This is a genomic window from Sorangium sp. So ce362 (assembly GCF_051519845.1).
Taxonomy (GTDB): Bacteria; Myxococcota_A; Polyangia; order Polyangiales; family Polyangiaceae; genus Sorangium.
The window spans coordinates 2,380,868-2,406,222 of the sequence record NZ_CP150332.1 but is presented as its reverse complement, the minus strand read 5'-3'; the positions used below and the strand labels follow the sequence as shown (position 1 = coordinate 2,406,222).

The 25,355-nt window shown below is 68.9% G+C and carries 20 protein-coding genes; 16 read left to right on the top strand and 4 right to left on the bottom strand.

What is annotated here, in order from left to right; genetic code table 11:
- Window positions 1-67: 67 nt before the first annotated feature.
- Entirely contained in the window at window positions 68-1,585 is a 1,518-nt protein-coding gene (locus WMF17_RS09570; protein WP_437648963.1) for an ATP-binding protein, read from the bottom strand.
- A gap of 99 nt (window positions 1,586-1,684) precedes the next feature.
- Here WMF17_RS09570 and obgE point away from each other — a divergent pair, with 99 nt between their 5' ends.
- The 10 genes from obgE to WMF17_RS09520 all read left to right on the top strand — a co-directional run bounded on the left by obgE (window position 1,685) and on the right by WMF17_RS09520 (window position 14,701).
- Window positions 1,685-2,707 carry a GTPase ObgE gene (gene obgE / locus WMF17_RS09565; RefSeq protein ID WP_437601652.1) on the top strand — a complete coding sequence of 341 codons (1,023 nt, stop codon included), beginning with the start codon at window positions 1,685-1,687 and terminating at the stop codon, window positions 2,705-2,707.
- Window positions 2,708-3,496: 789 nt separating this feature from the next.
- Window positions 3,497-5,398: an amino acid adenylation domain-containing protein gene (locus WMF17_RS09560; protein ID WP_437648962.1), complete on the top strand. Its 1,902-nt coding sequence runs from the start codon at window positions 3,497-3,499 to the stop codon at window positions 5,396-5,398.
- Complete coding sequence (locus WMF17_RS09555) at window positions 5,395-6,384, top strand: chlorinating enzyme (RefSeq protein ID WP_437601650.1); 990 nt, start codon at window positions 5,395-5,397, stop codon at window positions 6,382-6,384. The genes WMF17_RS09560 and WMF17_RS09555 overlap by 4 nt, the downstream gene beginning before the upstream one ends.
- Window positions 6,381-6,752, top strand: coding sequence for a cupin domain-containing protein (locus tag WMF17_RS09550; protein ID WP_437601649.1), 372 nt, complete (start codon window positions 6,381-6,383; stop codon window positions 6,750-6,752). Before WMF17_RS09555 ends, WMF17_RS09550 begins: the two co-directional genes overlap by 4 nt.
- Window positions 6,753-6,828: 76 nt before the next feature.
- A complete protein-coding gene (locus WMF17_RS09545) occupies window positions 6,829-7,995 on the top strand; it encodes an alpha/beta fold hydrolase (protein WP_437648961.1) in 1,167 nt (388 codons plus the stop codon).
- Between the two features lie 21 nt (window positions 7,996-8,016).
- Entirely contained in the window at window positions 8,017-9,459 is a 1,443-nt protein-coding gene (locus WMF17_RS09540; RefSeq protein WP_437601647.1) for an FkbM family methyltransferase, read from the top strand.
- A 71-nt stretch (window positions 9,460-9,530) separates the two neighbouring features.
- Window positions 9,531-10,772 (top strand): benzoate/H(+) symporter BenE family transporter, encoded by a 1,242-nt coding sequence (locus WMF17_RS09535; protein WP_437648960.1) that lies wholly within the window; start codon window positions 9,531-9,533, stop codon window positions 10,770-10,772.
- A 58-nt stretch (window positions 10,773-10,830) separates the two neighbouring features.
- The gene (locus WMF17_RS09530) at window positions 10,831-11,604 is read left to right on the top strand and encodes a thioesterase II family protein (RefSeq protein WP_437648959.1); all 774 of its coding nucleotides are present in this window, start codon (window positions 10,831-10,833) and stop codon (window positions 11,602-11,604) included.
- A gap of 57 nt (window positions 11,605-11,661) precedes the next feature.
- Window positions 11,662-12,831 carry an acyl-CoA dehydrogenase family protein gene (locus WMF17_RS09525; RefSeq protein WP_437601644.1) on the top strand — a complete coding sequence of 390 codons (1,170 nt, stop codon included), beginning with the start codon at window positions 11,662-11,664 and terminating at the stop codon, window positions 12,829-12,831.
- A gap of 178 nt (window positions 12,832-13,009) precedes the next feature.
- Window positions 13,010-14,701: a pyridoxal-phosphate dependent enzyme gene (locus tag WMF17_RS09520; RefSeq protein ID WP_437648958.1), complete on the top strand. Its 1,692-nt coding sequence runs from the start codon at window positions 13,010-13,012 to the stop codon at window positions 14,699-14,701.
- Between the two features lie 276 nt (window positions 14,702-14,977).
- On the opposite strand, the gene queD is transcribed toward WMF17_RS09520, so the two are convergent.
- A complete protein-coding gene (gene queD / locus WMF17_RS09515) occupies window positions 14,978-15,340 on the bottom strand; it encodes a 6-carboxytetrahydropterin synthase QueD (RefSeq protein WP_437601642.1) in 363 nt (120 codons plus the stop codon).
- Window positions 15,341-15,373: 33 nt separating this feature from the next.
- Here queD and folE point away from each other — a divergent pair, with 33 nt between their 5' ends.
- From folE to WMF17_RS09485, 6 genes are all read left to right on the top strand, one after another.
- The gene (gene folE / locus WMF17_RS09510) at window positions 15,374-16,216 is read left to right on the top strand and encodes a GTP cyclohydrolase I (protein WP_437648957.1); all 843 of its coding nucleotides are present in this window, start codon (window positions 15,374-15,376) and stop codon (window positions 16,214-16,216) included.
- Complete coding sequence (locus tag WMF17_RS09505) at window positions 16,213-16,899, top strand: SDR family NAD(P)-dependent oxidoreductase (protein WP_437601640.1); 687 nt, start codon at window positions 16,213-16,215, stop codon at window positions 16,897-16,899. The genes folE and WMF17_RS09505 overlap by 4 nt, the downstream gene beginning before the upstream one ends.
- Before the next feature lie 284 nt (window positions 16,900-17,183).
- Window positions 17,184-18,017: a GTP cyclohydrolase II gene (gene ribA, locus WMF17_RS09500; protein ID WP_437648956.1), complete on the top strand. Its 834-nt coding sequence runs from the start codon at window positions 17,184-17,186 to the stop codon at window positions 18,015-18,017.
- Window positions 18,018-18,122: 105 nt separating this feature from the next.
- Window positions 18,123-18,851 carry a hypothetical protein gene (locus WMF17_RS09495; RefSeq protein ID WP_437601638.1) on the top strand — a complete coding sequence of 243 codons (729 nt, stop codon included), beginning with the start codon at window positions 18,123-18,125 and terminating at the stop codon, window positions 18,849-18,851.
- Between the two features lie 151 nt (window positions 18,852-19,002).
- A complete protein-coding gene (locus tag WMF17_RS09490) occupies window positions 19,003-20,181 on the top strand; it encodes an MFS transporter (RefSeq protein WP_437648955.1) in 1,179 nt (392 codons plus the stop codon).
- Window positions 20,182-20,530: 349 nt separating this feature from the next.
- Window positions 20,531-22,261 (top strand): hypothetical protein, encoded by a 1,731-nt coding sequence (locus WMF17_RS09485; protein WP_437648954.1) that lies wholly within the window; start codon window positions 20,531-20,533, stop codon window positions 22,259-22,261.
- 64 nt (window positions 22,262-22,325) lie between these two features.
- On the opposite strand, the gene WMF17_RS09480 is transcribed toward WMF17_RS09485, so the two are convergent.
- Window positions 22,326-24,380 carry a CotH kinase family protein gene (locus tag WMF17_RS09480; protein ID WP_437648953.1) on the bottom strand — a complete coding sequence of 685 codons (2,055 nt, stop codon included), beginning with the start codon at window positions 24,378-24,380 and terminating at the stop codon, window positions 22,326-22,328.
- 92 nt (window positions 24,381-24,472) lie between these two features.
- Window positions 24,473-25,348, bottom strand: a complete 876-nt coding sequence (locus WMF17_RS09475) for an NAD-dependent epimerase/dehydratase family protein (RefSeq protein ID WP_437648952.1) — start codon at window positions 25,346-25,348, stop codon at window positions 24,473-24,475.
- Window positions 25,349-25,355: the final 7 nt, after the last annotated feature.

Below are 25,355 nucleotides of genomic sequence, written 5' to 3'. Positions count from 1 at the left end.
GGGTGAACGCCGCTCGGGGGGGCCAGAGCTGCGGGTGAACGCCGCTCGGGAGGGCCAGAGCATCCGATCAGATGCCGGCGCCGCGGGGCGGGGTGGAGGTGGTGGGGGGGCGGGAGACGGGCTCGGGGGTGAAGCGGGGGAGCCGCACGCGGACCGTCGCGCCCTCGGCGGCGCGCGTGTTGACCTCCACACGACCCATGTGCTGATCGACGATCTTCCGGACGATCGCGAGGCCGAGGCCGGTGCCCGCCGCCTTCGTGGTGAAGAACGGATCGAAGATTTCCGCGAGGATCGTGGGGTCGATCCCGGGACCGGTGTCCGCGATCGACAGCCAGACCTCGTGCGCGTCCCCCGAGGCACACGCGCGCAAGACCCCGCCGTCGGGCATGACGTCGAGGGCGTTGACGACGAGGTTCAGGACCACCTGCTTGAGCTTCTCCACGTCGCCGAGCGCGAAGCAGTCGTCGGCCAGGTCGCGGACGACCTCGACCCGGTGGCTCGCCAGCGCCTCCTCCTCGAGATCGAGCACGTCGCGGACGACCCGGGCCAGGTCGACGGGCTCGCGGTGGGGCGCGCGAGGGCGGGCGAGCTCCAGGAACTCGCCGAGGAGCCGGCCCAGGCGGCCGATCTCCGCCTCGACGATGCCGACCCGCCGCTTCATGGGCTCGCGGATCGCCTCGTCGGAGAGACGGTCGATGCCGCGGCTGAGCAGGTGGAGCTCCAGGACCGCGGCGTTCAAGGGGTTCCGGATCTCGTGCGCGAGCCCTAGGGCGAGCGGGGCCATGGCGTTCAGGGCCTCGGCGTCGGCGGCGCGCCGCTCGAGGGCGCGCCGCTCGGTCACGTCGATGCCGATGCCATAGACGAGGTCGGTCCGGCCGCCGCGCGCGCCGCTGCGGACGCCGGAGAGGTGCCAGCGCACCCGGCGGATCGCGCCGACCGCGTCCCGGACGCCGACCTCGACCTCGGCGGCGGCGTCGCCCTCGACGACCCCCTGGAACGACTGGTTGAACCGGCGCTGCTCGGTCTCGTCGACGAGCGCCTCGCAGAACGGCATGCTGAGCGCGGCGTCGCCGCCCACCCCGGTCAGCGCGGACAGGCGCGGGTTGAAGAGGGCGACCTGCCCCTCGGCGTTCAGGCCGAGGATGAGCACGTCCGCCGCGTCGACGATCGCCCGGTACCGCCGCTCGAGCTCCTCCCGCTCCCGCTTCAGCGAGATCTTCTCGATCGCCTGGGCCACCGTGGAGATGAGCTCCTCGGGGCGGAACGACTTGAGGATGAAGGCGAAGGCGCCGGCCCGGAGCGCGGCCATCGCGGCGTCCACGGTCGCGAAGCCGGTCACGAGGACGATCTCGCCGTGGGGGGCGGCGGCGCGGAGCGGGGCGATGAGCTCGAGGCCGCTCGCGTCCGGGAGCTTGACGTCGACGACCGCGACGTCGAAGCCGTCGCGGCGGGCGGCGGCGAGCCCCTGCTTGCCGTCCGACGCGAGGGCGACCTCCACGTCGAGCTCGCGCGCGCCCTCCAGGACCTCGCGAAGATTTCCGGCGAGGCTCGTGTTGTCGTCCACGATCAGGATTCGAGCGCGCACCTGGGATCTCCTGGCCGAGCGGTCGGGCGGGCGGCCCGATGCACGGGGCGGCCTTCCGCTGTGGGGTCTTTCCTAAGTTCTATGCTATGAGCCGCCACCATGCGTTTCGTCGATCGATGCCGTCTGAAGGTCATCGCGGGGGATGGCGGCAATGGAGCGATCGCATTCCGGCGCGAGAAGTACATCCCGTTCGGCGGCCCAGCGGGCGGCGACGGCGGCCGCGGCGGGGACGTCGTCTTCGTGGGCGACGAAGGTCTGTCCACGCTACTCGACTTCACCTACGCGCGCACGCTCGAGGCTGACCGGGGCGAGCACGGGATGGGGAGCGACTGCCACGGGCGCGCCGGCGCCGACCGGGTCGAGAAGCTCGCGGTGGGGACGCAGATCCTCGACGCGGAGAGCGGCGAGCTGATCGCCGACATGACCGAGCACGGCCAGCGGGTCGTCGTCGCCCACGGGGGCAAGGGGGGCCGCGGGAACCTGCACTTCAAGTCGCCGCACGACCGGGCCCCCCGGCGCGCCGAGCCCGGGGAGCCGGGCGAGGTCCGCGAGCTCCGCCTGGAGCTGAAGGTGCTCGCCGACGTCGGCCTGCTCGGCTTCCCCAACGCCGGCAAGAGCACCTTCGTCGCGGCCGTCTCGGCGGCCCGGCCGAAGATCGGCGACTATCCCTTCACGACGCTCACCCCGACGCTCGGCATGGTCGAGATCGGCGGCGGCGGGCGGGCGGGCGGGTCGAGCTTCGTCATCGCGGACATCCCGGGGCTGATCCCCGGCGCGAGCGAGGGCGTCGGGCTCGGCATCCAGTTCCTGAAGCACGTCGAGCGGACGCGGGCGCTCCTCCACCTCGTGACGCTCGATCCCGGCGAGGGTCGCGAGCCGCTCGCCGACTACCGGGCCCTCCGCAAGGAGCTCAAGAAATTCAGCCCGGAGATGACGGGGCGCCCCGAGATCGTCGCCCTGACGAAGGCCGACCTGACCGAGGTGCGCGAGGCCTACCCGAAGCTCAAGGCGCGGTTCGCGAAGGCGAAGGTGAAGCTCCACCTCGTCAGCGCCGCGACGGGCGAGGGAGTCCCCGAGCTCATCAACGAGCTCGCGGCGCTCGTGCGCAACCGGGAGGCGTGAGCCCCTCGGCCGGGGCGGCGGGGCGCGACGGCGCCCCCTTCCTCCGGTAGCTCGGTCGGCGCGGGCGTCCTCCGGCGCGCGCCTCCTCTCTCTCCTCCTTCCTACCTGCGTGGACGCGCGAGACGACGCGCCTGCCCTCCTGGCCGTCGCCGACCACGCGTCATGCCGTCGTGCTGCACAGCCCGCCGGCGAGAGCCGCCACCCGACCAGCTCCCGTGATCCGGACGCGGGCGCGTCCTCCGCTGCCGCAGAGACATTTGTGTCGAGCAGGTTTCGCGGTGCATCGGGTCGACGCCTCCTTACATGACGGACGAGTCCATGACTCGCATTCGCCATCTCGGCCCCCGCGCGCCGTATTCGTGCGCGTCCTCGCGGCCCGACGCGCTGAACACGCAATCCGCTACAGAAGTACAGAAGCGCTGCGCGGTCGAACGATGAGACCGCACGATTTGTAAACATTCTCTCATATCTCTCGCCGAGGTGCGCTCCTCGTGCTCGCGTCCTCCATGTCGCTCGAACCTCCAAAAATGTTTCTTGACCCACTACCGCCCGCAACATAGTATGGCCCCCAAGAACGATAGATATCGTTTTTTTGGGGGGGGTTCGTGACCTAGCGCTCGTCGCTTGGCTTCCTGCAATCATTGGTTGCATCGACGCCGTTCCTGCGCGCCTCGCGATGTGCTTTGGACATCGTGCGAAGACGCCTTGGGGCGCCGATATCCTGAGCGAACGAGCAGACGTGCAGTGCCCCTCCCTCTGCCAATCGCCGTTTTCGCAGAGGACATATCGATGCTTGAAACCAGGGGTGAAGCCCTAAGAAGGGCGCTGGGCGAGCAGGTGCAGCAGTTGCCCGGAAAATGTTTGCACGAGATCTTCACGGCAGTGGCGCTGACGCATCCCGATCGCGTGGCCGTCAGCACGCCGGAGGACGACATCTCGTATGGCGAGCTGAACGGGCGCGCTGACCGTCTCTCGCGCACGTTGCTGACGCTGGGCGTGGGTCCGGATGTGCTCGTGGGACTCTACGTAGATCGCAGCATCGACATGATCGTCGGGTTGCTCGCCATCCTCAAGGCGGGCGGCGCGTACGTGCCTATCGATCCGACGTACCCGGCGGAGCGGGTTCAGCTCCTTGTCCGCGACAGCGCCGTCTCCATCATCGTCAGCGTATCGCGCATCGCCGCGCCCGGCCTGGACGATTGCCAGGCGAAGATCGTCATGGCCGATCAGGACCCGGCGCCCGTCGGCGCGGAGCTCTCCGACGCGCCCCCGGCGCGCGTCTCCGACGGCAATCTCGCGTACGTGATCTACACCTCCGGCTCGACCGGAAAGCCGAAAGGAGTGCTGATCGAGCACCGCAACGTCGTTCGGCTGTTCGAGAAGACCCGCGCGTGGTTCGGCTTCGACGAGCGCGACGTGTGGACCATGTTCCATTCGATCAGCTTCGACTTCTCCGTCTGGGAGATCTGGGGCGCGCTGCTCTATGGTGGGCGACTGGTCATCGTTCCGTTCGACGTGTCGCGAACACCGGCGCGGTTCCTCGCGCTGCTCCGGGACAAGCGCGTCACCGTCCTGAATCAGACGCCATCGGCGTTCCGACAGCTCGTTGCGGCCGATCTGGCCTGTGATTCGCCGGCGCCGCTGTCGCTCCGGCTCGTGATCTTCGGCGGCGAGCGCCTGGACACCCAGCAGCTCGCGCCGTGGATCGCGCGCCGCGGCGACCAGCACCCGCAGCTCATCAACATGTACGGGATCACGGAGACAACGGTCCACGCGTCCTACCGACCCGTCGCCCGACAGGATCTCGCAGCGCCCGAGATCAGCCCGATCGGCGTCCCGCTGCCGGACCTGCGGTTCTATCTCCTCGACGAGGCAGGGCAGCCTGTGCCGGACGGCGCGCCGGGCGAGCTCCACATCGCCGGTCCCGGCGTCGCGCGCGGCTACCTGAACCGTCCGGAGCTGACCGCCGAGCGCTTCGTGCGCAACCCGTTCGGCGATGACACCGGCACGCAGCTGTATCGCTCTGGCGATCGGGTCGTGCGCAGGCCGAACGGCGAATACGCCTACCTCGGCCGCACCGACGAGCAGATCAAGGTGCGCGGGTTCCGCATCGAACCGCGCGAGATCGAGCTATGTCTCAACAGCCACCCCGATCTGCTCGCCAGCGTCGTCGTGCCTCACGACTACGGCGATGGAGACGTCCGGCTCGTCGCCTATGTCGTCCCCCGGCCCGGCATTCAGCCCGACCCGTCCTGGGCCAGCAGGGTCGGCGCCGAGCTGCAGGCGCGGGCGGCCGCGGCGCTGCCGGTCCACATGAGGCCGTCGGCCTATGTGGGCATGGCTTCGCTGCCGCTCACGGCCCACGGCAAGATCGACCGCACCGCGCTCCCTGCGCCGGCGGCGGGCCCGCGCATGGACGACGCCGCGGGCGACGCCGCGAGCCCGATCGAGGTGCAGATCGAGGCGATCTGGCGGCAGATCCTGGACCTGCCGCGCGTCGGGAAGGACGAAGACTTCTTCGATCTCGGCGGAACGTCCCTCGCGCTCATCCGGATGTTCGGTCGGGTGAACGACCACTTCGATACGGATCTGGATCCCGCCGTCATGGGCGATGGCGCGACGATCGCCCAGCTCGCCAGCTGCATCGACAAGGCATTGAACAACCAACAAGCGTTGAGAGTCCAAGGATGAATACTCACTCGGGGAAAAGCCCCATTTTTTCCTTGACGCCGCACGAGATCGGCGAATTTCACCAACGCGGCTATGCCGGTCCTTTCACGATGTACGAGCCGGAGGAGATGAAGGAGCTGTGGAGGCGCGAGCGGCTCAAGATGCTCGACCGCAGCGCCGCGATCTACCAGGACGAAGCGGCCAAGTCCGGCGTGACGAACATCGCCAACTACGACCGCCATCTCGATAACGCCTTCCTCGCGTCCCACATCAGCCGGCCGCAGATCGTCGACCGCGTCGCCAGCATCCTCGGACCGAACGTCCTGTGCTGGCGCACCGAGTTCTTCCCGAAGTACCCGGGCGACGAGGGGACGGACTGGCACCAGGCCGACACGTTCGCCAATGCCTCCGGTTCGCCCCAGATCGTCTGGCCGGAGGACGAGGAGTTCGGCGGAACGATCACGGTGTGGGCGGCGTTCACCGAGGCCACGGTGGACAACGGCTGCCTGCAGTTCATTCCGGGCACCCATCGCACCATGTTCTACGACGAGACCAAGCGGATGCACTACGATCCGAGCCAGATCAACAGCAAGGAGAAGGGGAGCACCCGGCGCGGTTTCTTCGGGTACGACTACCGCCAGCTGCAGATCGACCCCGACTGGCAGCCGGACGAGTCGAAGGCGGTATCGATGGTCATGCGGCCCGGACAGTTCATCATGTTCTGGTCGACGCTGATGCACGCGTCGCACCCTCACAGCGGCAAGACGAAGGATATGCGGCTCGGCTTCGTCTCCCGCTACGTGCCGACCTCGGTGAGGATCTACCCCGACACCGAGATCATCGAGGAATACGGCGGCAAGGTGAGCCTGGAAAAGTACGGCGCGGTGCTCGTCAGCGGTCGTAATGAGTTCACCCACAACCGGATCGCGACGTGCACGACGCGCGGCGACCGCTTCGTCTGCCGAGATACCGCGGCCCCGCTCGCGCAGCAGGAAGCGCTCGCATGAGCGAGGCGCTCGTCACGCGCGTGTCCCTGGCGGAGAAGTTCGCGCTTGTTGATCGGTACTGGACGCCGAAGATCGCGGGCGAGCTGAATGGACAGTATGTCAAGCTGGCGAAGTTCCACGGCGAGTTCGTGTGGCACAAGCACGACAACGAGGACGAGATGTTCCTGGTCGTCAAGGGCGAGCTCACGCTCAAGCTGGAGGACCGCGACATCACGCTCGGTGAAGGGGACTTTGCCGTCGTGCCGCGCGGCGTCCTCCATCTGCCGGTGGCCACGGGCGAGGCGCACGTCCTGCTCTTCGAGCCGAAGAGCACAGTCAACACGGGCGAGCTGAAGAATGAGCTTACTGCCGACTGTGAATGGGTCTGACCCCCGTCCGCTGGCGGGTGGTCACGAGGGGCCCCAGGCGTCCGCACGCACGGCCGTGCGGCGCCTGGCGGAAGCGATGTCAACCATCGCGCCTCTCGTGAACGCGCTCGACGCCCCGGTGCGCGCTTCGGCCTCGGGGCCGGGCGCGCCCGCGGGCGGAGAACCGGCGTCCGCCGAGCGGCGTGACGAGGTCCAGGGGCTGCTCGACCGACTGGCAGACGGCATCGCGGCGCCGCGCATCGTGCTGCACCGCGATGCCGCCCCGCTGTCCGCCTTCGAGCTCATCGTCAGCGAGCGCCTGGCGCTCGCATCGCTGTTCGAGCTGCCGCCCGAGGTCCTCCGTGCGATACGCCCCGAGGTAGACGGGATCGCGCAGGAGTCGCGCGCGCACAGCGTCGAGGCGGTGCTCGCGCGCTCGGACCTGCAGTCCTGGGACGGCGCCCCGCTGCGGGTCTACGCCCGAGGGCCGCGCGACGGCAAGGCCGTTGTCCTCGTTCCGGCGTGCGGCATGCCTATCGGCCTGTGCGAGCCCTGGGTGCGTCGCCTCGCGCAGGGCTTCCGCGTCGTCACCTGGGAAAGCCGCGGGCTCTTCGGCGCGTTGGGCACGACGGAGGAGTTCGACGCGCGGGCATACGACGTGCGGGCGCAGGCGCGCGATCTCTTCGCCGTCATGGACCACGCCGGCGTCGAGCGCGCGCACGCCACGGCGCTGTGCGGCGGCGCCGTGATCGCGCTCGCCGCGGCCGAGATGGCGCCGGAGCGCATCTCGTCGTTGAGCCTCTGGCACGGCGACTACGAGCTCGGCCAGGACGCGCCAAAGACACAGCATCAGCGCGACGTCCAGATGCTGATGACGATGGCCGGCAGGGGGCGCGCTCAGGCCGCGGGCCTGCAGAGGATGTTCAGGCGGCCGTCGGTGCTCGCCAAGGTTCGCACGGACATGGCCCACCACGTGATGTATCCCTATGCGAACGGCGAGCTCCTCTACCGTTACGGCCGGTTGAACGGTACGATCATGGACCACGACTGCAGACCCCTGCTCGACCGGGTGGGCCAGCCGGCCCTGGTGGTGACGAGCCATGACGACGAGACCGCGCACCCGGAAGGGTCGCGGTACGTCGCCGGGAAGTTGCCCCGCGCCACGTTGCACGTCGGGGAGCACGGGGATCACCTGTCGCTGTTTGAAGCCGAATCACGCCTCGCCGATCTGGCCGCCGCGTTCATTGCTCGCGAAGCGAACTGACGAATGGGGCAGGAGAAAAATATGAGCCACAACGACAATGAGGTAACTCGAGCGCTGGCCTCGTGTCTCCGCGGTCATGCCGCGGTCGAGGCGGCCGTCGTCGCATCGGGCGGTGATGGCCCCGGCGCCCTCGTCGCGTGCATCGTGCCGGATGCACATCGCGCAGGGGAGATCAGGCGCGCGTGCGCCCTCGAAGCGGACGGCCGCCTGGAAGGATTGTCGCTCCACGAGCCGAGCCCCGATCTGCTGGTCGCGCAGCGGAACCGCACGGAGACCGACTTCCTGTACCGAGAGATCTTTCTCGACAACGCCTATCTGCGGCACGGCATCGATCTGCCCGAGCAGGCGTGCATCATCGACGTGGGCGCGAACATCGGGATGTTCAGCACGTTCGCGGCGAAGACCTGCCCGACGGCGCGCATCATCGCCATCGAGCCCATCGCCGAGCTCAGCCGAGCGGTGCGCGCCAACGCAGAGATCCACCGCGCGAACATCACGGTGCTGAACTGCGCCATGGGGAGCGAAGCGGGACGGACCGAGCTCACCTTCTATCCGAACAACACCGTGATGTCAGGCCGCTTCGCCGACGCGGAAGACCGAGACGTGCTGCGCGCCTACCTGATCACCGGAGAGGGCGCGCAGCAGGGGCGCCTGCTGGACGACCTCGTCGCGGACCGCATGGTCATGGAGCGGCGGAGCTGCGAGGTCATGACCTTGCGGCAGGTGGTCGAGCTTCAGCGCATCGAATCGATCGATCTTCTGAAGATCGACGTCGAAAAGGCCGAGATGGACGTCCTGAGCGGCATGGACGAGGCGACGTGGGCCAAGGTCGCTCAGGTCGTCATCGAGGTCCACGACATCGGTGGTCGGCTCGGCGATGTCCTGAAGATGCTCGGCGATCGAGGCTTCGTCGTCGCGCACGACTGCGACGCCCGCATGGTGAAGACGGGCTGCTATACCGTCTACGGCTACCGGGCGCAGAGGCGACGCGCCGGCGCGCGGGCCGGAGCGGCCGCGCCCGACGTGCGCTGGCCGTCGCGGCGCAGGCTGGCCGATGACCTGCGCGCGTCGATCGCGAGCCAGCTCCCCGGCTACCCGATCCCCGAGCGCTTCCTGTTCGGGAGCGCCCTTCCCACCGAGGCGAGCCTCCGCGAGCTCGCGGCGCTCTCCCGCGCGGGCGATGCCCCGCACGCGCCGGGGGGCAGCCGCAGCGAGGTCGAGTCGCGCCTCGCCGGCATCTGGCAGGAGCTGTTCGGCACCGGCGAGCTGCGTCGTGATACGGACTTCTTCGAGCTCGGCGGGAACTCCCTGACGGCGGTGCGGCTGCTCTCCCACATCGAGGACAGCTTCGGGGTAGACGTGCTGGCGCCCGACGATATCTTCACGACGAGTCGGCTCGGCGACATGGCGGCCGCCATCGATGCTGCGCTCGCGGTGCGTCAGGCCGAGGGCGGCGCCGCGTGAGCCGGCGCGGCGTGACGTCACCCGCCGGTTGGCTCACGCGCGCGACGGATGATTGACGCTACCGTGACTGCATGTTCATGCCGATGTCGATGACGAGCTCAGTTCCCCTATCGACCGTCGCCGCGGGGTTCATCACCGTCCTCGTCGGCTTTACCAGCGCGGCCGCGATCGTCTTCCAGGCCGCCAGCGCCGCCGGTGCCACGCCGGCCGAGCTGAGTTCCTGGATGGGGGCGCTCGGGCTGGGCATGGGCGTGACGTGCATCGGCCTCTCGCTGCGCTACCGGGCGCCCGTCGTCACGGCCTGGTCCACGCCGGGCGCCGCGCTGCTCGTCACGAGCCTCGCCGGCGTATCCATGGCGGAGGCGATCGGCGCATTCCTGTTCTCGGCGGCCTTGATCACGATCTGCGGGCTTACCGGCTGGTTCGAGCGGGTCATCGACCGGATCCCGCTGCCGATCGCCTCCGCCATGCTGGCCGGCGTGCTCGCCCGCTTCGGGATGGATGTGTTCACCGCCATGAAGACCAGGTTCTTGCTGGTCTTCTCGATGTTCTTTGCCTATTTGCTGTGCAAGCGCCTGTGGCCTCGTTACGCGGTCATCGTGGTGCTGTTCCTTGGTATCGTCATATCGTGGTGGCAAGGCTTGATCCATATCGAGTCGTCCCAGCTCGCCCTGGCGACGCCGACGTTCACCATGCCCTCGTTTTCCTTGCCCGTGCTGGTCGGCGTCGGTATTCCGCTGTTCGTCGTGACGATGGCTTCGCAGAACGTCCCCGGCGTGGTCGTCATCCGCGGCTCCGGCTACGCGACGCCGGTGTCTCCGTTGATCACCTGGACCGGCGTCACCACGCTCTTGCTGGCGCCGTTCGGCTGCTTCGCGCTGAACCTCGCCGCCATCACCGCCGCCATCTGCATGGGGAAAGAGGCCCACGAGGATCCGTCGAAGCGCTATCTGGCGAGCGTGGCCGCCGGCGTGTTCTATTTGCTCGTCGGCGTGTTCGGCGGGGCGGTCGGCATGTTGTTCACGGCGTTTCCCAGAGAGCTCGTGCTCGCCGTGGCTGGCCTCGCGCTGCTCGGCACGATCGCGAACGGCCTCTCGGGGGCGATGAAAGACGAGCGCGCCCGCGAGCCTGCGCTGGTCACCTTCCTGGTCACCGCGTCCGGCGTCTCGCTGTTCGGAATCGGCGCCGCGTTCTGGGGGCTCGTCGCCGGCATCTTCGCGCTGGCAGCCCTCACCTGGTTCCTGCGCGCCGCTCCCTCGCAGGCGAGCGCCGCCCGCGCGCCCGCCGTTCCGGGGCGAGTCGACGCGCGATGAGCTCGACAGGCTCTGCAACGCCGCCGGCCGCCCCGCCCTTACGCGTCGAGAGGCAGAAATGAGTACCGAGCAGATCCGTACCGTGGTCCCTGGCCCTCATCGCTGGATCTATCGCCCGGCCCCGCGAGCGAACGCGCGGCTCCGCCTGTTTTGCTTCCCCTACGCAGGCGGCAGCCCCACGCTGTTCCGGAGCTGGGTCGACGCCATCCCGGCGGACGTGGACATCATGGCAGTGCGGCTACCTGGCCGCGATAACCGGATCAAAGAGCCGGCATACCGCGAATGGCCCGCGTTGCTCGCCGCCATCGAGGATTCGCTGCGAGAGCTGCTCACCGGGCACTTCGTCCTCTTCGGCCATAGCATGGGCGCGGCGGTGGCCTACGAGCTCGCCCGCCAGCTCTCGGCGAAGGGCCGGCCGCTCCCGGCGCATCTGCTGCTCGCCGGCTGCCGCGCGCCGCACGTCCCTCGCTACATACCGGCGATCCATCACCTGCCGGACGAGAAGTTCTACGCGGGGCTGCGCGACATCAGCGGAACACCGCCAGAGGTCCTGGCAGACAAGAGGTTCATGACGCTGCTCGAACCGACGCTGCGCGCGGACATCAAGCTGGCGGAGACGTGGTCGGGCGCGGCGGGCCAGCCGCTGGGCATCCCGATCACCGCGTTCGCCGGCGTGGACGACGCGATCGCTCCGCCGGACCGCATGCCGGAGTGGGCTCACTATACGGAAAAGCGGTTCGCCGCCCATACGCTCCCGGGTGAGCACTTCTTCATCCGGACGTCGGAGGGTGCGCTGCTGAGTCAGATCCGTGCCGTGCTGGAATCCTGCTGACGGGCAAGGAGAGCATCACGTGGATCGGGGCAAGAGGAGCGTGGATCGAGAGAGGCCATGAAGTCTGTCTATTTTTCGCCCGAGCACCATGCTTTTCGTGATCGCGTACGGGAGTTCCTGTCGCGGGAGGTTCTGCCGTTCGCGGACGAATGGGAGCGCGCTCGGTGTATCCCGCGGCACGCTTGGCTGGAGATGGGTCGCCACGGGCTGCTCGGACTGCACTACCCGAAGACGTACGGCGGAGCCGAGCTCGATTTATTTCATTCCGTGGCGTTTCTCGAGGAGCTCGGTCGCACGGGGTATGCTGGGTTCCGCGCCGCCGTGTCGGTGCACGAGTACATGGCGACCCATTACCTCGCCACGTCCGGCAGCGAGGCCCTGAAGCGCAACTATCTGTCGAAGGCCGTCGCCGGAGAGCAGGTCGCGGCGCTCGCGATCACCGAGAAGGACGCCGGCTCCGACCTGAATCGCATCGCCACCACAGCGGCACCCGACGGCGGTTGCTTCGTTGTCAACGGCGAGAAGACCTTCGTCACCAACGGCACGACGGCCGGCTTCATCACGCTGGCGGCGCGCACCGCCCCCGCGTCGACCACGGCCAAGCACGGCGCCACCGGGCTCTCGCTCCTGGTCGTCGATGCCGACTCGCCTGGCATCTCCAGGCAAAGGCAGGACAAGATCGGGTGGCATTGCTCCGACACCACGGAGCTCCGCTTCGAGAACGTGCGCGTTCCTGCCGAGAACCTGATCGGCAAGCCCGGCAGCGGCTTCATCTACCTGATGCGCGGGTTCCAGCTCGAGAGGCTGGTCGCAGCCACCCTGGCCATCGGCGGGATGGATCGCTGCATCGAAGAGACCCGCCGGCACGTCCTGGGGCGGCGCGCTTTCCAGGGGACCCTGGCGGGCCTGCAGACGGTCCGACATCGAATCGCTGACCTGGTGACGAACATCGAGGCGGCGCGACAGCTCGTCTACCACGCCGCGTGGCTGCACCAGCGCGGGGAGCTGCCCATCGCTGAATGCTCGATGGCCAAGCTCTGCGCCACCGAGCTAGCGAGCCGCGTGGCCGCCGAGTGCATGCAGCTGCACGGCAGCCACGGCTACCTGGAAGGGTCGGCCATCTCGAGGATCTACCGCGACGCGCCCGCCGCGACCCTCGCCGGCGGGACGAGCGAGATCATGCGCGACATCATCGCCCAGATCGCCATCGAGGAGAACCATCGATGAGGGTCATGCGCGGCACGGCCCGCTGGTTGCCGGGGTCCTTCTTCAGCGGAAGCATGTGCGCGAGGAGCCGTGGTGTCGTCGCGGCGTATGCTCGGCGCGCTCATCGGAGCAGCCGAGCGCGCCGCGCGGGGCCGGCGTGACTCACCTCGACGGGTCGCCCCGCGCCGCAGGTGATGGGATGAACCGCTGGCTCAGGCGCTTCGATGCGCTCGAGGCGTCCGAGCGCCTTCGCGAGCCGATGATTCAGATGGCGAGCGCGGCCATGGCGGCGCTCGCGTCCGCTGCGCGGATCGTGGGCCGGTCGCTGCCTCGAGGGCATGTTCGCGTCCTCGATCTCGGCTGCGGCGCGCTCCAGCCTGCAGCCGTGCTGCGCGACACGCTCGGGGCAGATCGCGTCCGCTTCACGATCCTCGACGGCGATGAGACGACGCTCCAGCGCGCCAGCGATGCGCTCGGCGATTCCATCGTCGCGGCCCACGCGCTGCCCCTCGATCCGCCCGGAATCGCGGCGAGGCTCGGAGATGCGCGCTTCGATATCGTCCTCTCGGTCGGCGCGGCGCATCGGCTGTCCGATCGCGACAAGAGGGCTCTCTTTCGCATGATCTGCGCGCACCTCGCGCCGCACGGCGCGCTCCTGCTGCTGGACATCTTCCGGCTCGAAGGGCTCGCGCGGGAGCTCGGGTGCGCGGCAGGAGAGCTGATCCACGAGCGGGCGACGAGCGGCGCCGCGCCGGACGGCGCGGCGCCGGAAGGGCGCGCCGGCGATCGGCCGGCCGCCGTGGAAGATCATCTCCTCTGGCTACGGCAGGACGCGCACATGGACGCAGCCTGCGCGTGGCGTGGATGGGACGCCGCGCTGCTGGTCGCGCGCCGGGGTGATGGGCGCGCGGCCGGCGCGCGGTGGCCGGGCGAAGCCACGGCGGGGGTCGTCGCGAGCGTGGCCGATACGATCGGCGACACCCCGCTCGTGGCGCTCGACCGCCTGTGTCGCGGACAGGAGGGGTCCATCCTCCTCAAGCTCGAGATGCGTAACCCGGGCCTCAGCAAGAAGGACCGGATCGCGCTGGACATGGTGCGCGCCGCCCGCCGCACGAGCGCCCTGCGGCCCGGGCAGCCGCTCGTCGAGCTCACGAGCGGAAACACCGGCGCCGGGCTGGCGATCGCCTGCGCGATCCTCGGGCATCCCTTCGTGGCGGTGATGAGCGCGGGGAACTCGATCGAGCGCGCTCGCATGATGATGGCCCTCGGCGCCGAGGTCGTGCTGGTACCGCAGCACCCCGACTCGGTGCCCGGCGTCGTCAGCGGGCGCGATCTCGCGCTTGTCGAGGAGCGCGCCCGCGCCATCGTGCTCGAGCGGGGCGCCTATCGGACAGACCAGTTCGAGATGGAGGCCAACGTCGCGGCGCACGAGCACGGGACAGGCGCAGAGATCCTGAGGCAGACCGGCGGTAGGGTGGACGCGTTCGTCGATTTCGTGGGCACGGGCGGCACGTTCACTGGCGTGGCGCGGGCGTTGAAGCACGCGTTGCCGGCTGTACGCACGTACGTGGTCGAGCCCACAACGGCACCCTTCCTGGCCGGTGGAGAGGTGACCGATCAGCGACACCGCATCCAGGGTGGCGGCTACAGCCGGGAGCTGCCCCTCCTCGATCCGGCGCTGTGCGACGGCTATCTCGCCGTGAACGACGACGAAGCCATCGCCGCCGCCCGCCGCCTCGCCCGGGTCGAAGGCATCTTCGGAGGCTTCTCGACGGGCGCGAACGTCGCCGCCGCAGAGAAGCTGCTCGCCGGACCGCACCGCGGGGAGACCGTCGTCTGCCTCGCGTGCGACTCGGGGTTGAAGTACCTCAGCACCGATCTGTACCCATAAGCTTGGCGCTGAAGCGAGAGCAGGAGCGAATGAGTGCACGGATGAGCCCGTCCCCGCCCCGCGCGACGAACACCCGCCTCGGGGGGCATACCGCGGGCACGGAACCAGGGACGAGCTTGAGCGACGAGGAGCTAGGACACCGATCACGTTGATCAAACGAGAAATGAACCGCCAAGACACCAAGGACGCCAAGATAGTTCTCCGTCCTTGGCGTCCTCGGTGTCTTGGCGGTTCGAAGTTCTGCGCTTTTCAGGCAGTTTCAACCCGTTTGTCGCTCTAGTCGCCTTCGTACTCGCAGCGGGCGTCGCAGGTTTCGAAGACCGTGACCCGCTTCAAGAAGGGCAACGACGGCGCGAGCCGGTCCCAGATCCATCGAACGAGCACCTCGCTGGTCGGGTTCTCCAGCCCGGGCACCTCGTTCAGGTAGTTATGATCGAGCGCCGTGTAGAGGGGAGCCCAGGCCTGATAGAGATGACTGAAATCGAGAAACCACCCCGTCTCCTCGTTCACGGGTCCCCGGATCGCGACCTCGACCTTGAAGCTATGGCCATGGAGGCGCGCGCATTTATGTCCAGGCGGCACTTTGGGAAGACGGTGGGCTGCCTCGAAGCGAAACTCGTGCACAAGTCGAACATTCATGGTGAACAAAGCTCATGATTCAGACACGGTGAAATGTCAATCATTCGCGGCGCCGCGCGACGCCGCGAGCGCGTCGCCTCGGCCAATCGACCACTCAGCGCAGTCGCGACATCACTGTACAACACCAACAGATACACTGGCCGGCCACTTCTATATCACCATGTCACATCGAAGAGACACGAGCCGATCGCCATTGACATCCCCAAACCGTTTTGCTCTTTTTACGTGCTCATCGACTTTCTTTCTCCACTTTCCTTCGCCACCCAATTGAATCCGATTCAATTTAAAGAGGTCGCCATGGTCGATCGGCGCAGAGCAGCCCGGGCCATCGAAGAGTTCCTTCGCGCCCTCGGGCGCGACATCGAGGGAGAGCTGGCGGGCACGGGCGCACGGGTCGCCGACGCCTGGGCGGACGACCTGATCGAGGGGGAGGCGATCGACGCGGCCGCCATGCTCCGCAAGGGCGCCATGGAGGCGGGCCCCTTCGATCGCGGGCTCGTCGTCGCGCGCGACCTCGCCGTGACCACGATGTGCCCGCACCACCTCTTGCCGGCCCACGGCGCCGGGATCGTCGCCTACCTGCCGGGCGCGCAGGTCGCCGGCATCGGCACGCTCGCACACGTCCTCGACGCGCTCTCCCGGCGGCTGACCTTGCAGGAGCGCATCGGCGGGCAGCTGGTCGAGCTGCTCGTGCGCGAGCTCGGCGCGCGTGGCGCGCTGTGCAAGCTCTCCCTTACCCACACGTGCCTCGTCTCGCGGGGGGAGCGCAAATCGGGCGCCCTCATCGAGACGATCGCGGTCGCCGGAGCGTTCGCCGAGTCGTGCCCGGCGCGCGACCTCGCCCTCGCCGCCACGCTCTCCGGGGGGCGGGCATGATCGGCCTCGCGGTCGTCACCGGGCCGAGCCGCGGTATTGGCCGGGCCACCGCCCTTGCGCTCGCGCGGCGCGGCCTCGCCGTCGCGCTCCTCGGTCGTCCCGGCCCGCGCCTCGACGAGACCGCCGACGAGGTCCGCCGCCTCGACGTCGCCGCGCTGCCGATCCCCTGCGACGTCGCCTCCGAGGAGCAGGTCGCGCGCGCTGCCGCCGACGTCGTCGCCCGGCTCGGCGCGCCCCGCGTCGTCGTCAACAACGCGGGCATCGTGCGCCGCGGCGCGCGGGTCCACGAGACCTCGGCCGCCGCCTGGGACGAGGTGATGGCCGTCAACCTCCGCGGCCCGTACCTCGTCGCGCGCGCCTTCCTCCCGGCGATGCTCGCTGAGAAGCGCGGCCGGCTCGTCCACGTCGGCAGCATCTCCTCGACCCTCGCGTCCCCCGGCAACGCATCCTACGCTGCGTCGAAATCCGGCCTCGTCAGCCTCTCGAAGAGCCTCGCCGAGGAGCTGCGCGGGACGGGGCTCCAGTCGATCGCCGTGCTCCCGGGCTCGGTGGACACCGACATGCTCGTCGGCAGCGGATTCCCTCCGCAGATGAGCGCGGACGACGTGGCGCGGCTCATCGTGTATGCCGCGCTCGACGCACCGGAGGCCGTGACCGGCGCGGCGATCGAGATGTTCGGCTGACGGGCCGCGCGGCGCCGGCCCGCCGGAGGGGGCCACCGGGTGGTGACATTCCCCCGCTGACGGGCCGACGCAGGAGGGCGCGCGGCCGTAGACCATGCACCGGCGCCTTCGATTGCGATCGGTACCTCGAGGAATAACACGTCGCGAATTTTCTCCTCCATCAAGCCCGGGAGATCAATTCACCCAGATTGGCTTTCTTTCATCGAACCCGTCCGCAGCGCGCCGGAGGTCCTGGTTCGAGATCTCACGCTTCGCGAGCGCATATCGACCGTGACAAAAATCGAATGGAGACCGCAAATGCGTTCTTGAGTTTGTTCGACACGTACGCTACGATACAGCACCTCGAAGCGACATGCCTGCATCCTCCCGAACGGCGAGGTCACCGCTCGCGGCAATCGTCGCTTGTTCAGAGGGCTGAACATGTTCGAAAGGAGAGCGAGATGCACGTCCCCAAGACGGCGATCCGGCCTCAGCTCAAGATACGCGCCCAGGCTCCTGTTCCCACGAAGCATGGAGTCTTTCAGATGCTGGTATTTCATTGGCTCAGCCCGACCAATCCCGAGCACGGGCTTTCCCCCGATCACGTCGCCCTGGTCATGGGTGAAGTTCAAGGGAAATCTGGGGTCACCCTTCGTGTCCATTCCGAGTGCCTCACGAGCGAGGTGTTCAGCTCGTTGAAATGCGATTGCCGCGAGCAGCTCGATGCGGCGCAGACCGAGGTCGGGCGGCACGGCCTCGGCGTAGTGCTCTACCTCAGGCAAGAGGGGCGCGGGATCGGCCTGGCAAACAAGATCCGCGCCTACGAGCTGCAATCGATCGGGCACGACACAGTCGACGCGAACCGCCTCCTCGGGCTGCCCGACGACGCCCGCGGCTATGAGCCTGCGGCCGCGATGATCGAGTACCTGGGCATCGAGTCGATCCGGCTCCTGACGAACAACCCCGACAAGGTGAACGCGCTCCTGGCGCTCGGCGTGCGCGTCGCCTCGCGCGCACCAGCGCTCATTCCGGCCAATCCATTCTCGGCGCCCTACCTGGAGACGAAGCGCCTTCGAATGGGCCATGCCCTCCCTTCGCTGTTGGACGGCGTCGCCGCCTCGAGCGGCGACGCGAAGTAGCGCGGCGTGCGAGACGGCGGGCCGCTCCCGGCGTCAGAGCGGATCTCGCGACCCGGCGACAATCTTCTGTCACTTCATTTTCAAGGCAAATCAAGAGAGGATCGTATGGAAACGCAAGAAAGCACGTCAGCAAGGATGAAGCCCAGCGTCGCTTCAAAGAAAGACAAGATCAAGAGCGTCCTGGAGATGGTCAGCCCGGGCGACTATGAGAGGCTGGTCCAGCAGACCACAGAGATGTTCGACCTGGAATACAACATGGTCGAATCCCACCCGAACAACATCAAAGCCATCATCAAGCACAAGACATTCACGTTCCGGGAAGGGATCTCGCTCTCTTCCAAGACGTTCATGATCTTGCATAGCCTGGGGCACTACTACTTCATCTCCAACGCCAAGAAGGTGAAGAACACCAGGTACGAGTACATCTACGACAAGGCAGGGAAAGACTCCCCCAACCTTCACCTCTACAATAACCTGGGCGAAGAGCCTCGCGTGGTCACCGACCAGATGCGAAAAGACAGGATCGACTTCGAAGTCGGCGCCAACAACTTCGGCATCGAGTTTCTGAAGCACCTCGACATGGCGCACCTAGCCCCGGTGGTGAGCATCTACCAGGCGGGCGATGTCAACTATATCCTCGACGTGACGGCGCACGGGAAAGATGCCATCGTACCAACCGATTACGACTACCTGGAACGGTACATCTGCAACGGGCTCACCTACGAGGAAGAACCGAACGACGAGCGGATTTTTGCCCCAGAAGAGTTTTCTCTTCACGGCACCATGAACTGGTCTTATATCGATGAACTGAAGCTCGAGGTTCACTTTTTCTGACCGAGGCGACAGGCCGCCGAACGCTGGGCCCCGACGGCGACGCGAAGCCGTCGCCGGCAACGCAGGTAATCACTGGGTGACAATTCAAGATAGCCATCCCCCCGCTCGTCGCGCGGTGCCTCATGTGCCAACCCGGCGGCTTTTCCCGCTGATGCTGGTCATGTTTCTCATCGGGACGGCGGAGGTGATCGCGGGGCCGATGATGACGGCCATGGGCGCTCATTTCGGTGTGCCTGCTGCGCGGATTGCCTGGTTGCCGGCGAGCTATGCCCTCGTTTATGCCTCCCTCGCGCCATTTCTTGGCCCCCTGTCCGATCGGTTCGGGCGCAAGGCGCTGCTGCTCCCCGGGCTCGTCGGGTTCAGCGCTGCAGCAGCGTTCATCGCCCTGGCGTCCTCCTTCACGTACGCGGTCGCGGCTGGCACCTTCGGGGGCCTCTGCGCCGCGGCGGTCCAGCCGAACGCGCTGGCCATCATCAACGACGATATCGAGGAGGAGGCGCAGCCGGCGGCCACGGGCCGCGTCTTCATGGGGTTGACGCTCAGCTTCGTCGTCATGCCGGTCGTCAGCGCCCTGCTCGCCGCACGGTTCGACTGGCGAGCGGCGTATCTCCTCGTCGCAGCCGCGGCGCTCGTGGCCGCCGTCCTGGTAGGGCGGATGCCTGTCCGGCGCGCTGTCGCAAGGAACCTCGGGTTCTGGAGGACGTTCCGAGAGGCGCTCGCCATCTACAGCGTCCGGCGACGGCTCGCGGCGAGCTTTCTGTGGCTGGGTCTGTCGATCGGCGTCACCACCGTCCTGGCCGAGATCTTGCGTCGTCGCTTCCACCTGCAGACCGAGGCCACAGGCATCCTGGTCGGCGCGTTTGGACTTGCGACGGTGGTAGGGAACTCCTTGATCGGCCGAACCGAGAGGCTCGCCGGCTCGCGCTCGCGGGTCGTCGTCGGCGGCATCGTCGCGACGCTCGTCGGATGTCTGGTGGTCGGCGTGCTCCCGCCGCTCTCGTTGCCGATGGCCGCGCTCGCGGGGGTGGTCTGGGCGCTGGGGTACGGCATTGCGGGCCCTGTCCATCACGCCGGCCTGGGGCAGAGCTCACGCCACGCCCGGGGCACCATCACCGCCCTGAACGCGAGCTTTCTCAACCTCGGTATCGTCATCGTTGCGTTCGGCGCCGGGCGCTTCTTCGACGATCTCGGCGTCGAGGCCGTGGTTGGCATGGCGGTCCTCGGAATGCTGAGCGGACTCGGCTTGATTTTGACCATCCGGCCGGCGCCCGCTCTTCGAGCGAGCGAACCGGAGGCTCTCGCAGATCGACCGCGGTTTTCCCGTCGCTGACGGCGACCGCGGCGCCGCTGCCCGATCATGCTCCCGTGTCGATCGCGCGCCGCCGGCGGCGCGCGGCGGATCGCGGGTCCGATCGGGCCGGAGCACGTTGCCCCAAGATCACGCACGAGCTCGAGCATCGACCCCCAGCAGGCGACGTGTCGGGCACCGAGGAGCTCGGTGGGTGTCGTAAGCTCATGGTGAGGGAGGCGCGCAGGCGGATCGTGTCATCTTGCGTTGGATGGCCGTCCACGTCGCTCGATCGTTGATCCGAGCGAGCGCGGTCCGCCTGGACAAGCGAGCGAAGTTGGAGTCCACTTGTCGTTTCGGACTCACGCGTCCTTTCAGGAGAGGAAGCCCGATGCGCTGGTCGACCTTCAGCAAACCGTCTGCTCTTGCGTGGTGTGTGGCCCTCTTGGCGGCGCTCGGCGCGGGCGGGACGGCGCGCGCCGACGTCGTGCAACCGAACGGCACCGTCGTGCCTGCGAGCCCTGGACGACTGAGCGGCCTGGTCAACGGGTCGGCGGACAATGACGACATCGACGAGAGGATCGACGTCGTGGCCGACGCCGCGGTGGAGCCGCAGGTGTTCTCGCCGCTCTGCGAGTTCAGCGGCAAGTACATCGCCAAGGGAGGCGGCGCCAACTTCGCCGTCGGCTGGTACAACGTCGACGACAGCCGCGCGAGCGACGACCCGCCGCTGTACGTTTCTGTGGACACCGGAGCCAACCTCAACACGGCGGCGCCGGACAGCGATATCCAGATCCTCTTTCCCTTCTCGGGCTCTCTGCCGCCCGCCGCGATGCGCGAGCTGACGGCGGTCTCGATCCGGGAGAGCCCCGCGTACGCCGGCGGACTCATCGGGTTCGTGCTGATCCCCAACCCGAACGGCACCGGCAACGAGAATGCCACGCAGTACCATTACACCGAGCACCGGTTCAACGTGGAGTGTACGGCGTGCGCGACCCCGGGCCCGTGGTACTCGGATCTCATCTACAGGTCGAACGAGCTCCTCAACACGTTTTACCTGGGCTTCGAGGATCTCGACTTCCTGAACGCGGCCGGCGCGGCAGGGGTGAACGGCAACGATCTCGACTACGAGGACTTCCTGTTCCGCTTCTCCGGCATCACGTGCCCCGAGGCCGGCCAGCCGTGCGAGGTCGACGAGAACATAGGCGCGTGCCGCCTCGGGATCTCCGACTGCGACGCGCAGGGACAGGTGATCTGCACTCCCTTCGTCCTGCCCGGCAGCCAGGCCGAGCAGTGCGACGGCGTCGACAACGATTGCGATGACGTCATCGACGAGGAGGCGCCCTGTCCGGAGGACCAGGTGTGCAACCGCGGCCGCTGCGTGAACCACTGCGAGTCTGCGGAGTTCCCGTGCGAGTCGGGGTTCGTGTGCCGCGAGGGCCTGTGCGTCGAGGAGGCCTGCGTCGACGTGGCGTGCGAGGTGGGCGAGGTGTGTCAGGGGGGCGAGTGCCGCGCTCCGTGCGACGGTGTGGTGTGCCCGCACGACCAGATCTGTCGCGCCGGGCGCTGCATCGACCCGTGCCAGGACGTCGTGTGCAACTCCGGCCAGGTGTGCGAAGGGGGCGTGTGCGTGCTCCAGTGCAACTGCCGCGGGTGCCCGACGAACGAGCGCTGCGACATGGAGGGCGGGCGATGCGTCGAGGCGGCGTGCGCCGGCGTCACGTGCGAGGCCGGCACCTATTGCCGGGAGGGCGCGTGCGTCGAGGTCTGCGAGGGGGTCGTGTGCCCCGCGGGCGAGCGGTGCGAGGCGGGCACGTGCGTCCACGAGCCGCCGCCGCCCACCGCCACGTCGTCGGTCGGCGCGGGGCTCGACCCCATCTCGTCGTCCGGCGCGGGCGACGCCGCTTCCGGCTCGGGCGGGGCGCCGTCCACCGGCTCGGGCGCCGGCGCTTCGGGGAGCGGCGAGTCATCGGGCTGCGGCTGCCGCCTCGGCGCCGACACGCCCTCTGCGGGCGGGGTCGCCGCCTTGCTCCTCGCCGCCGGCCTCGGGTTCCGCCGCGGGGTACGCCGCCGGCCGGCCCGCGGGCGGCGCCGCGCGGCCGGCGGTGGTGAGATGAGCTGAAGGACCACAAGGGCGCGCGCCGGAGAGCGCGCGGAGAGATCGGGCGGGCCGCGGCGTCAGGCGATCACGGGGCGCCGGACGTCGCGCCGAAGATCTCGACGTCGTCGATCACGACGGCGCCCGAGTCGACCTTGCCCCGGCCGAGGAAGCCGCTCGCGCCGACGCCGCTCATCTCCGGGCTGAAGGCGAGGCCGATGATCGACGCGAGCACGTCGTTCACGTCGTCGCCGGGGTCGAGCCCCTGGTCGATGGCCCAGCCGGGGAGCGCGATGTCGGCGAACCTGAGCTCGATGAGCGTCGGCTCGGCGCCGAGCCGCACGTCCCAGCCGTGGCGGACGCCGGCGATCCCGTTGCTCTGCGCGGGGCTCTCGACGTCGACGCGCAGCCAGCGCGCCGCGTCGGCGCGCGCCCAGAAGCGGACGCCCTCGAGCGGCGTCACGTCGACCGAGCCCTCGGCGACGGGCGCCGTGAAGTACACATACTGCCCCCAGGCGTACGCCTCGTCGCGGAAATCGAAGCTCAGGAGCAGGCTCTGCGCGCCGTTCAGCGGCGCGTCCTGCGTGAGGCTCTGCACGGCGCCGGACGCGCTGTTGGTGGCGAGCAGCGTCCCGACGTACAGCTCGAGCGTGTCCGCGGCCTCGAAGTCGTTGATCCCCGCCGCGGTGAACGAGAAGGGCAGGAGGGGCGTGTTGCTGGCGAACCGGCCCAGGCGCTCGCGCAGGATCGGCACCTCGTCCTCGAGGCGCTCGACGGCCAGCTCCCACGCAGCGAGGCCGGGTCCGAGCGGGTCCTCCTCGACGGCAGCGCGGATCAGCGCCGCGTACTTCTCCACCTGCTCTTCGAGCCGCCCCTCGCTGAACGGCCCGTCGAGCAGCGCCTGGAGCGCGGCCTGATAGCCCGCCGCGTCCTGGCTCAAGGCGCCGAACAGCGCGTCGCAGCCCGGCACCCGCACCCGCTCGGCGCCCATGAACACCGGGAGCACGGTGGGGCAGGTCGCCGGCGTCTCGGTCCAGCGGGGCACATGGCCAAAGTAGGTGCTGGCGCCGAGGGTCTGGTCGAGATCCCACGGAATCAGGTGGAACTTGCCCGAGGAGGGCTCGTCGTAGATGAAGAAGTTGTGGTTGTTGGCGCCACCCGCGCTGTCGACGTAGAAGGTCGTGACCCCGTCCCAGTTCACGATCGCCTCGTCGACGGCCATGTAGCGCTGCAGCTGCTCGACGTCCGTCCACTGCGACAGCGCGGCGAGGCGCTCGTCGCCCTCGGCGGACGAGAGGGCGGTCGAGAACGCGACGAAGCGCTCGTGCGTGGCCTCGTCCTCGTTCGTCTCGATCCGCTCCGCGTAGTAGCTCGCGTCGCCCGTGGCCGGCCACGCTTCCTTGTAGAGATCGCCGTCCGGCCCCTCGGGAAAGTGGCTCTCCAGGAAGCGGCCGTCCACCTCCTCGACCATCGAGAAGAGCCCCTGCGACTCGCCGTTCACGTGCAGCGTGGCCCACGCGCTCCTCGGGGCAGCGACGCCCATCTCCCGGTACAGGCCGTAGGCGATCCGCTCGTGGAGCCGGGTGGGGTCCCAGATCATCGAATGGAAGTTCAGGCGCTTTTGCGCGTAGAACCGCTGGCCGTCGACGTACTCGTCGAACTTCACCTTCATGCTGAGCTTCGGGCAGGTGAGGTTTCCCTCGGCGTCGAAGCACATCGCCAGGGTGCCATAACCGCCCTTGAAGCGCAGGCCGACGACGCCCAGGCTCTTGCCCTTATAGCAGGCCTCGGCCTCCACGTACTCCTCGTCGCGGGCGTTCTCCTTGAGCTCGGCCCAGCGCTCCTCCGGAAGGTGGAAGTCGAAGCGCGGGATCTCGTCTGCCGCATACAGCTCGTCCGCGTCGCGGCCGGCCAGCGTGGGGTCGGACGGCTCGCAAGGCGGCATCGGGGTCTGCCCGCCGGCCCCGCCGTCGCTCGTGCCGCCGGCCCCGCCGGTGCCCGCCCCGCCCGAGCCTCCCCCGCCGGCGCCCGCTCCGCCCGAGCCTCCCGGCCCAGCGCCGCCGCTCCCGCCCTCGTCGTCCCCGCAGCCCGCGCCCACCGCGGCAACCGCCAGTACAAGCAACGTCCAATACCCAAGCTTCATGCAATGCTCCTTCACCGGCACCGAGGGCCCTCGTGCCCCTCGCGCCGTTCGACGCCTGATGTTGGCACGTGCGCTGGCCCGGATCTCGCGATTCACCCGCGACGCCGAGGAGCGGCCGCGGCGAGGGCCGGCGCCGCGGCCTCGACGGCCAGGCACGCCTCGAACCCCTCGCGGTAGCTCGGGTAGAGCAGCGTCATGCCGAGGGCGCGCTTGATCTTCGCGTTGTCCACGGCGCGGTCGTGGCGGAGCGTCTCGTGAAGATCCTCCCGCGGCGCGCCGGCCGGCAGCCCCAGGCCGAGCCGCGCGCAGAGCCAGCGGACGACCTCGATCTGCGGCACGGGCGCGTCGTCCGCGACAAGGAAGGCCTCGCCGGGGGCGGCGCCCGCGAGGGCCGCGAGCGCGAGGCGCACGAGGTCCTCGACGTGGATGCGCGAGACGACGTTCCTGCCCTGCTGATCGCCCTCGCCGGTCATGCGGAAGTCGCCGCGCAGCAGCCGCTGGTGCAGGCCGCGGCCGGGGCCGTAGATGCCCGCGGCGCGCAGCACGACGGCGCCGCGCTCGCGGTACACGGCCTCGGCCGCGAGGCGCGCCGCGGCGCGCGGGCCGTCGGCCGACGTGGGCGTCGCCTCGTCGATGCGCCCCGAAGCGTCGCCGTACACGGCGGTCGACGACACGTACGCGATCGCGCGCGCGCGGCGGAGCGACGGCGCGATCGCGGCGTCGGTTGCGCCGTCGGGTGGGAAGGCGACGAGCACGTCCGCGCCGTCCGCCACGAGCCGGTCGACGGCCTCGGCGGTGAGCGCCGGCAGGACGCGCACGTCGATGCCGGCCTGCGCGAGCTCGGCGGCGCGCTCGGCGGAGCGCGTCGTCGCGACGACGCGGCCGCCGGACGCCCGCTGCAGGCCGGCGACCACCGCGCCGGTGAAGCCGCAGCCGAGGACGAGGAGCGGGGGGGAGGGATCGAGCATGGTCTGG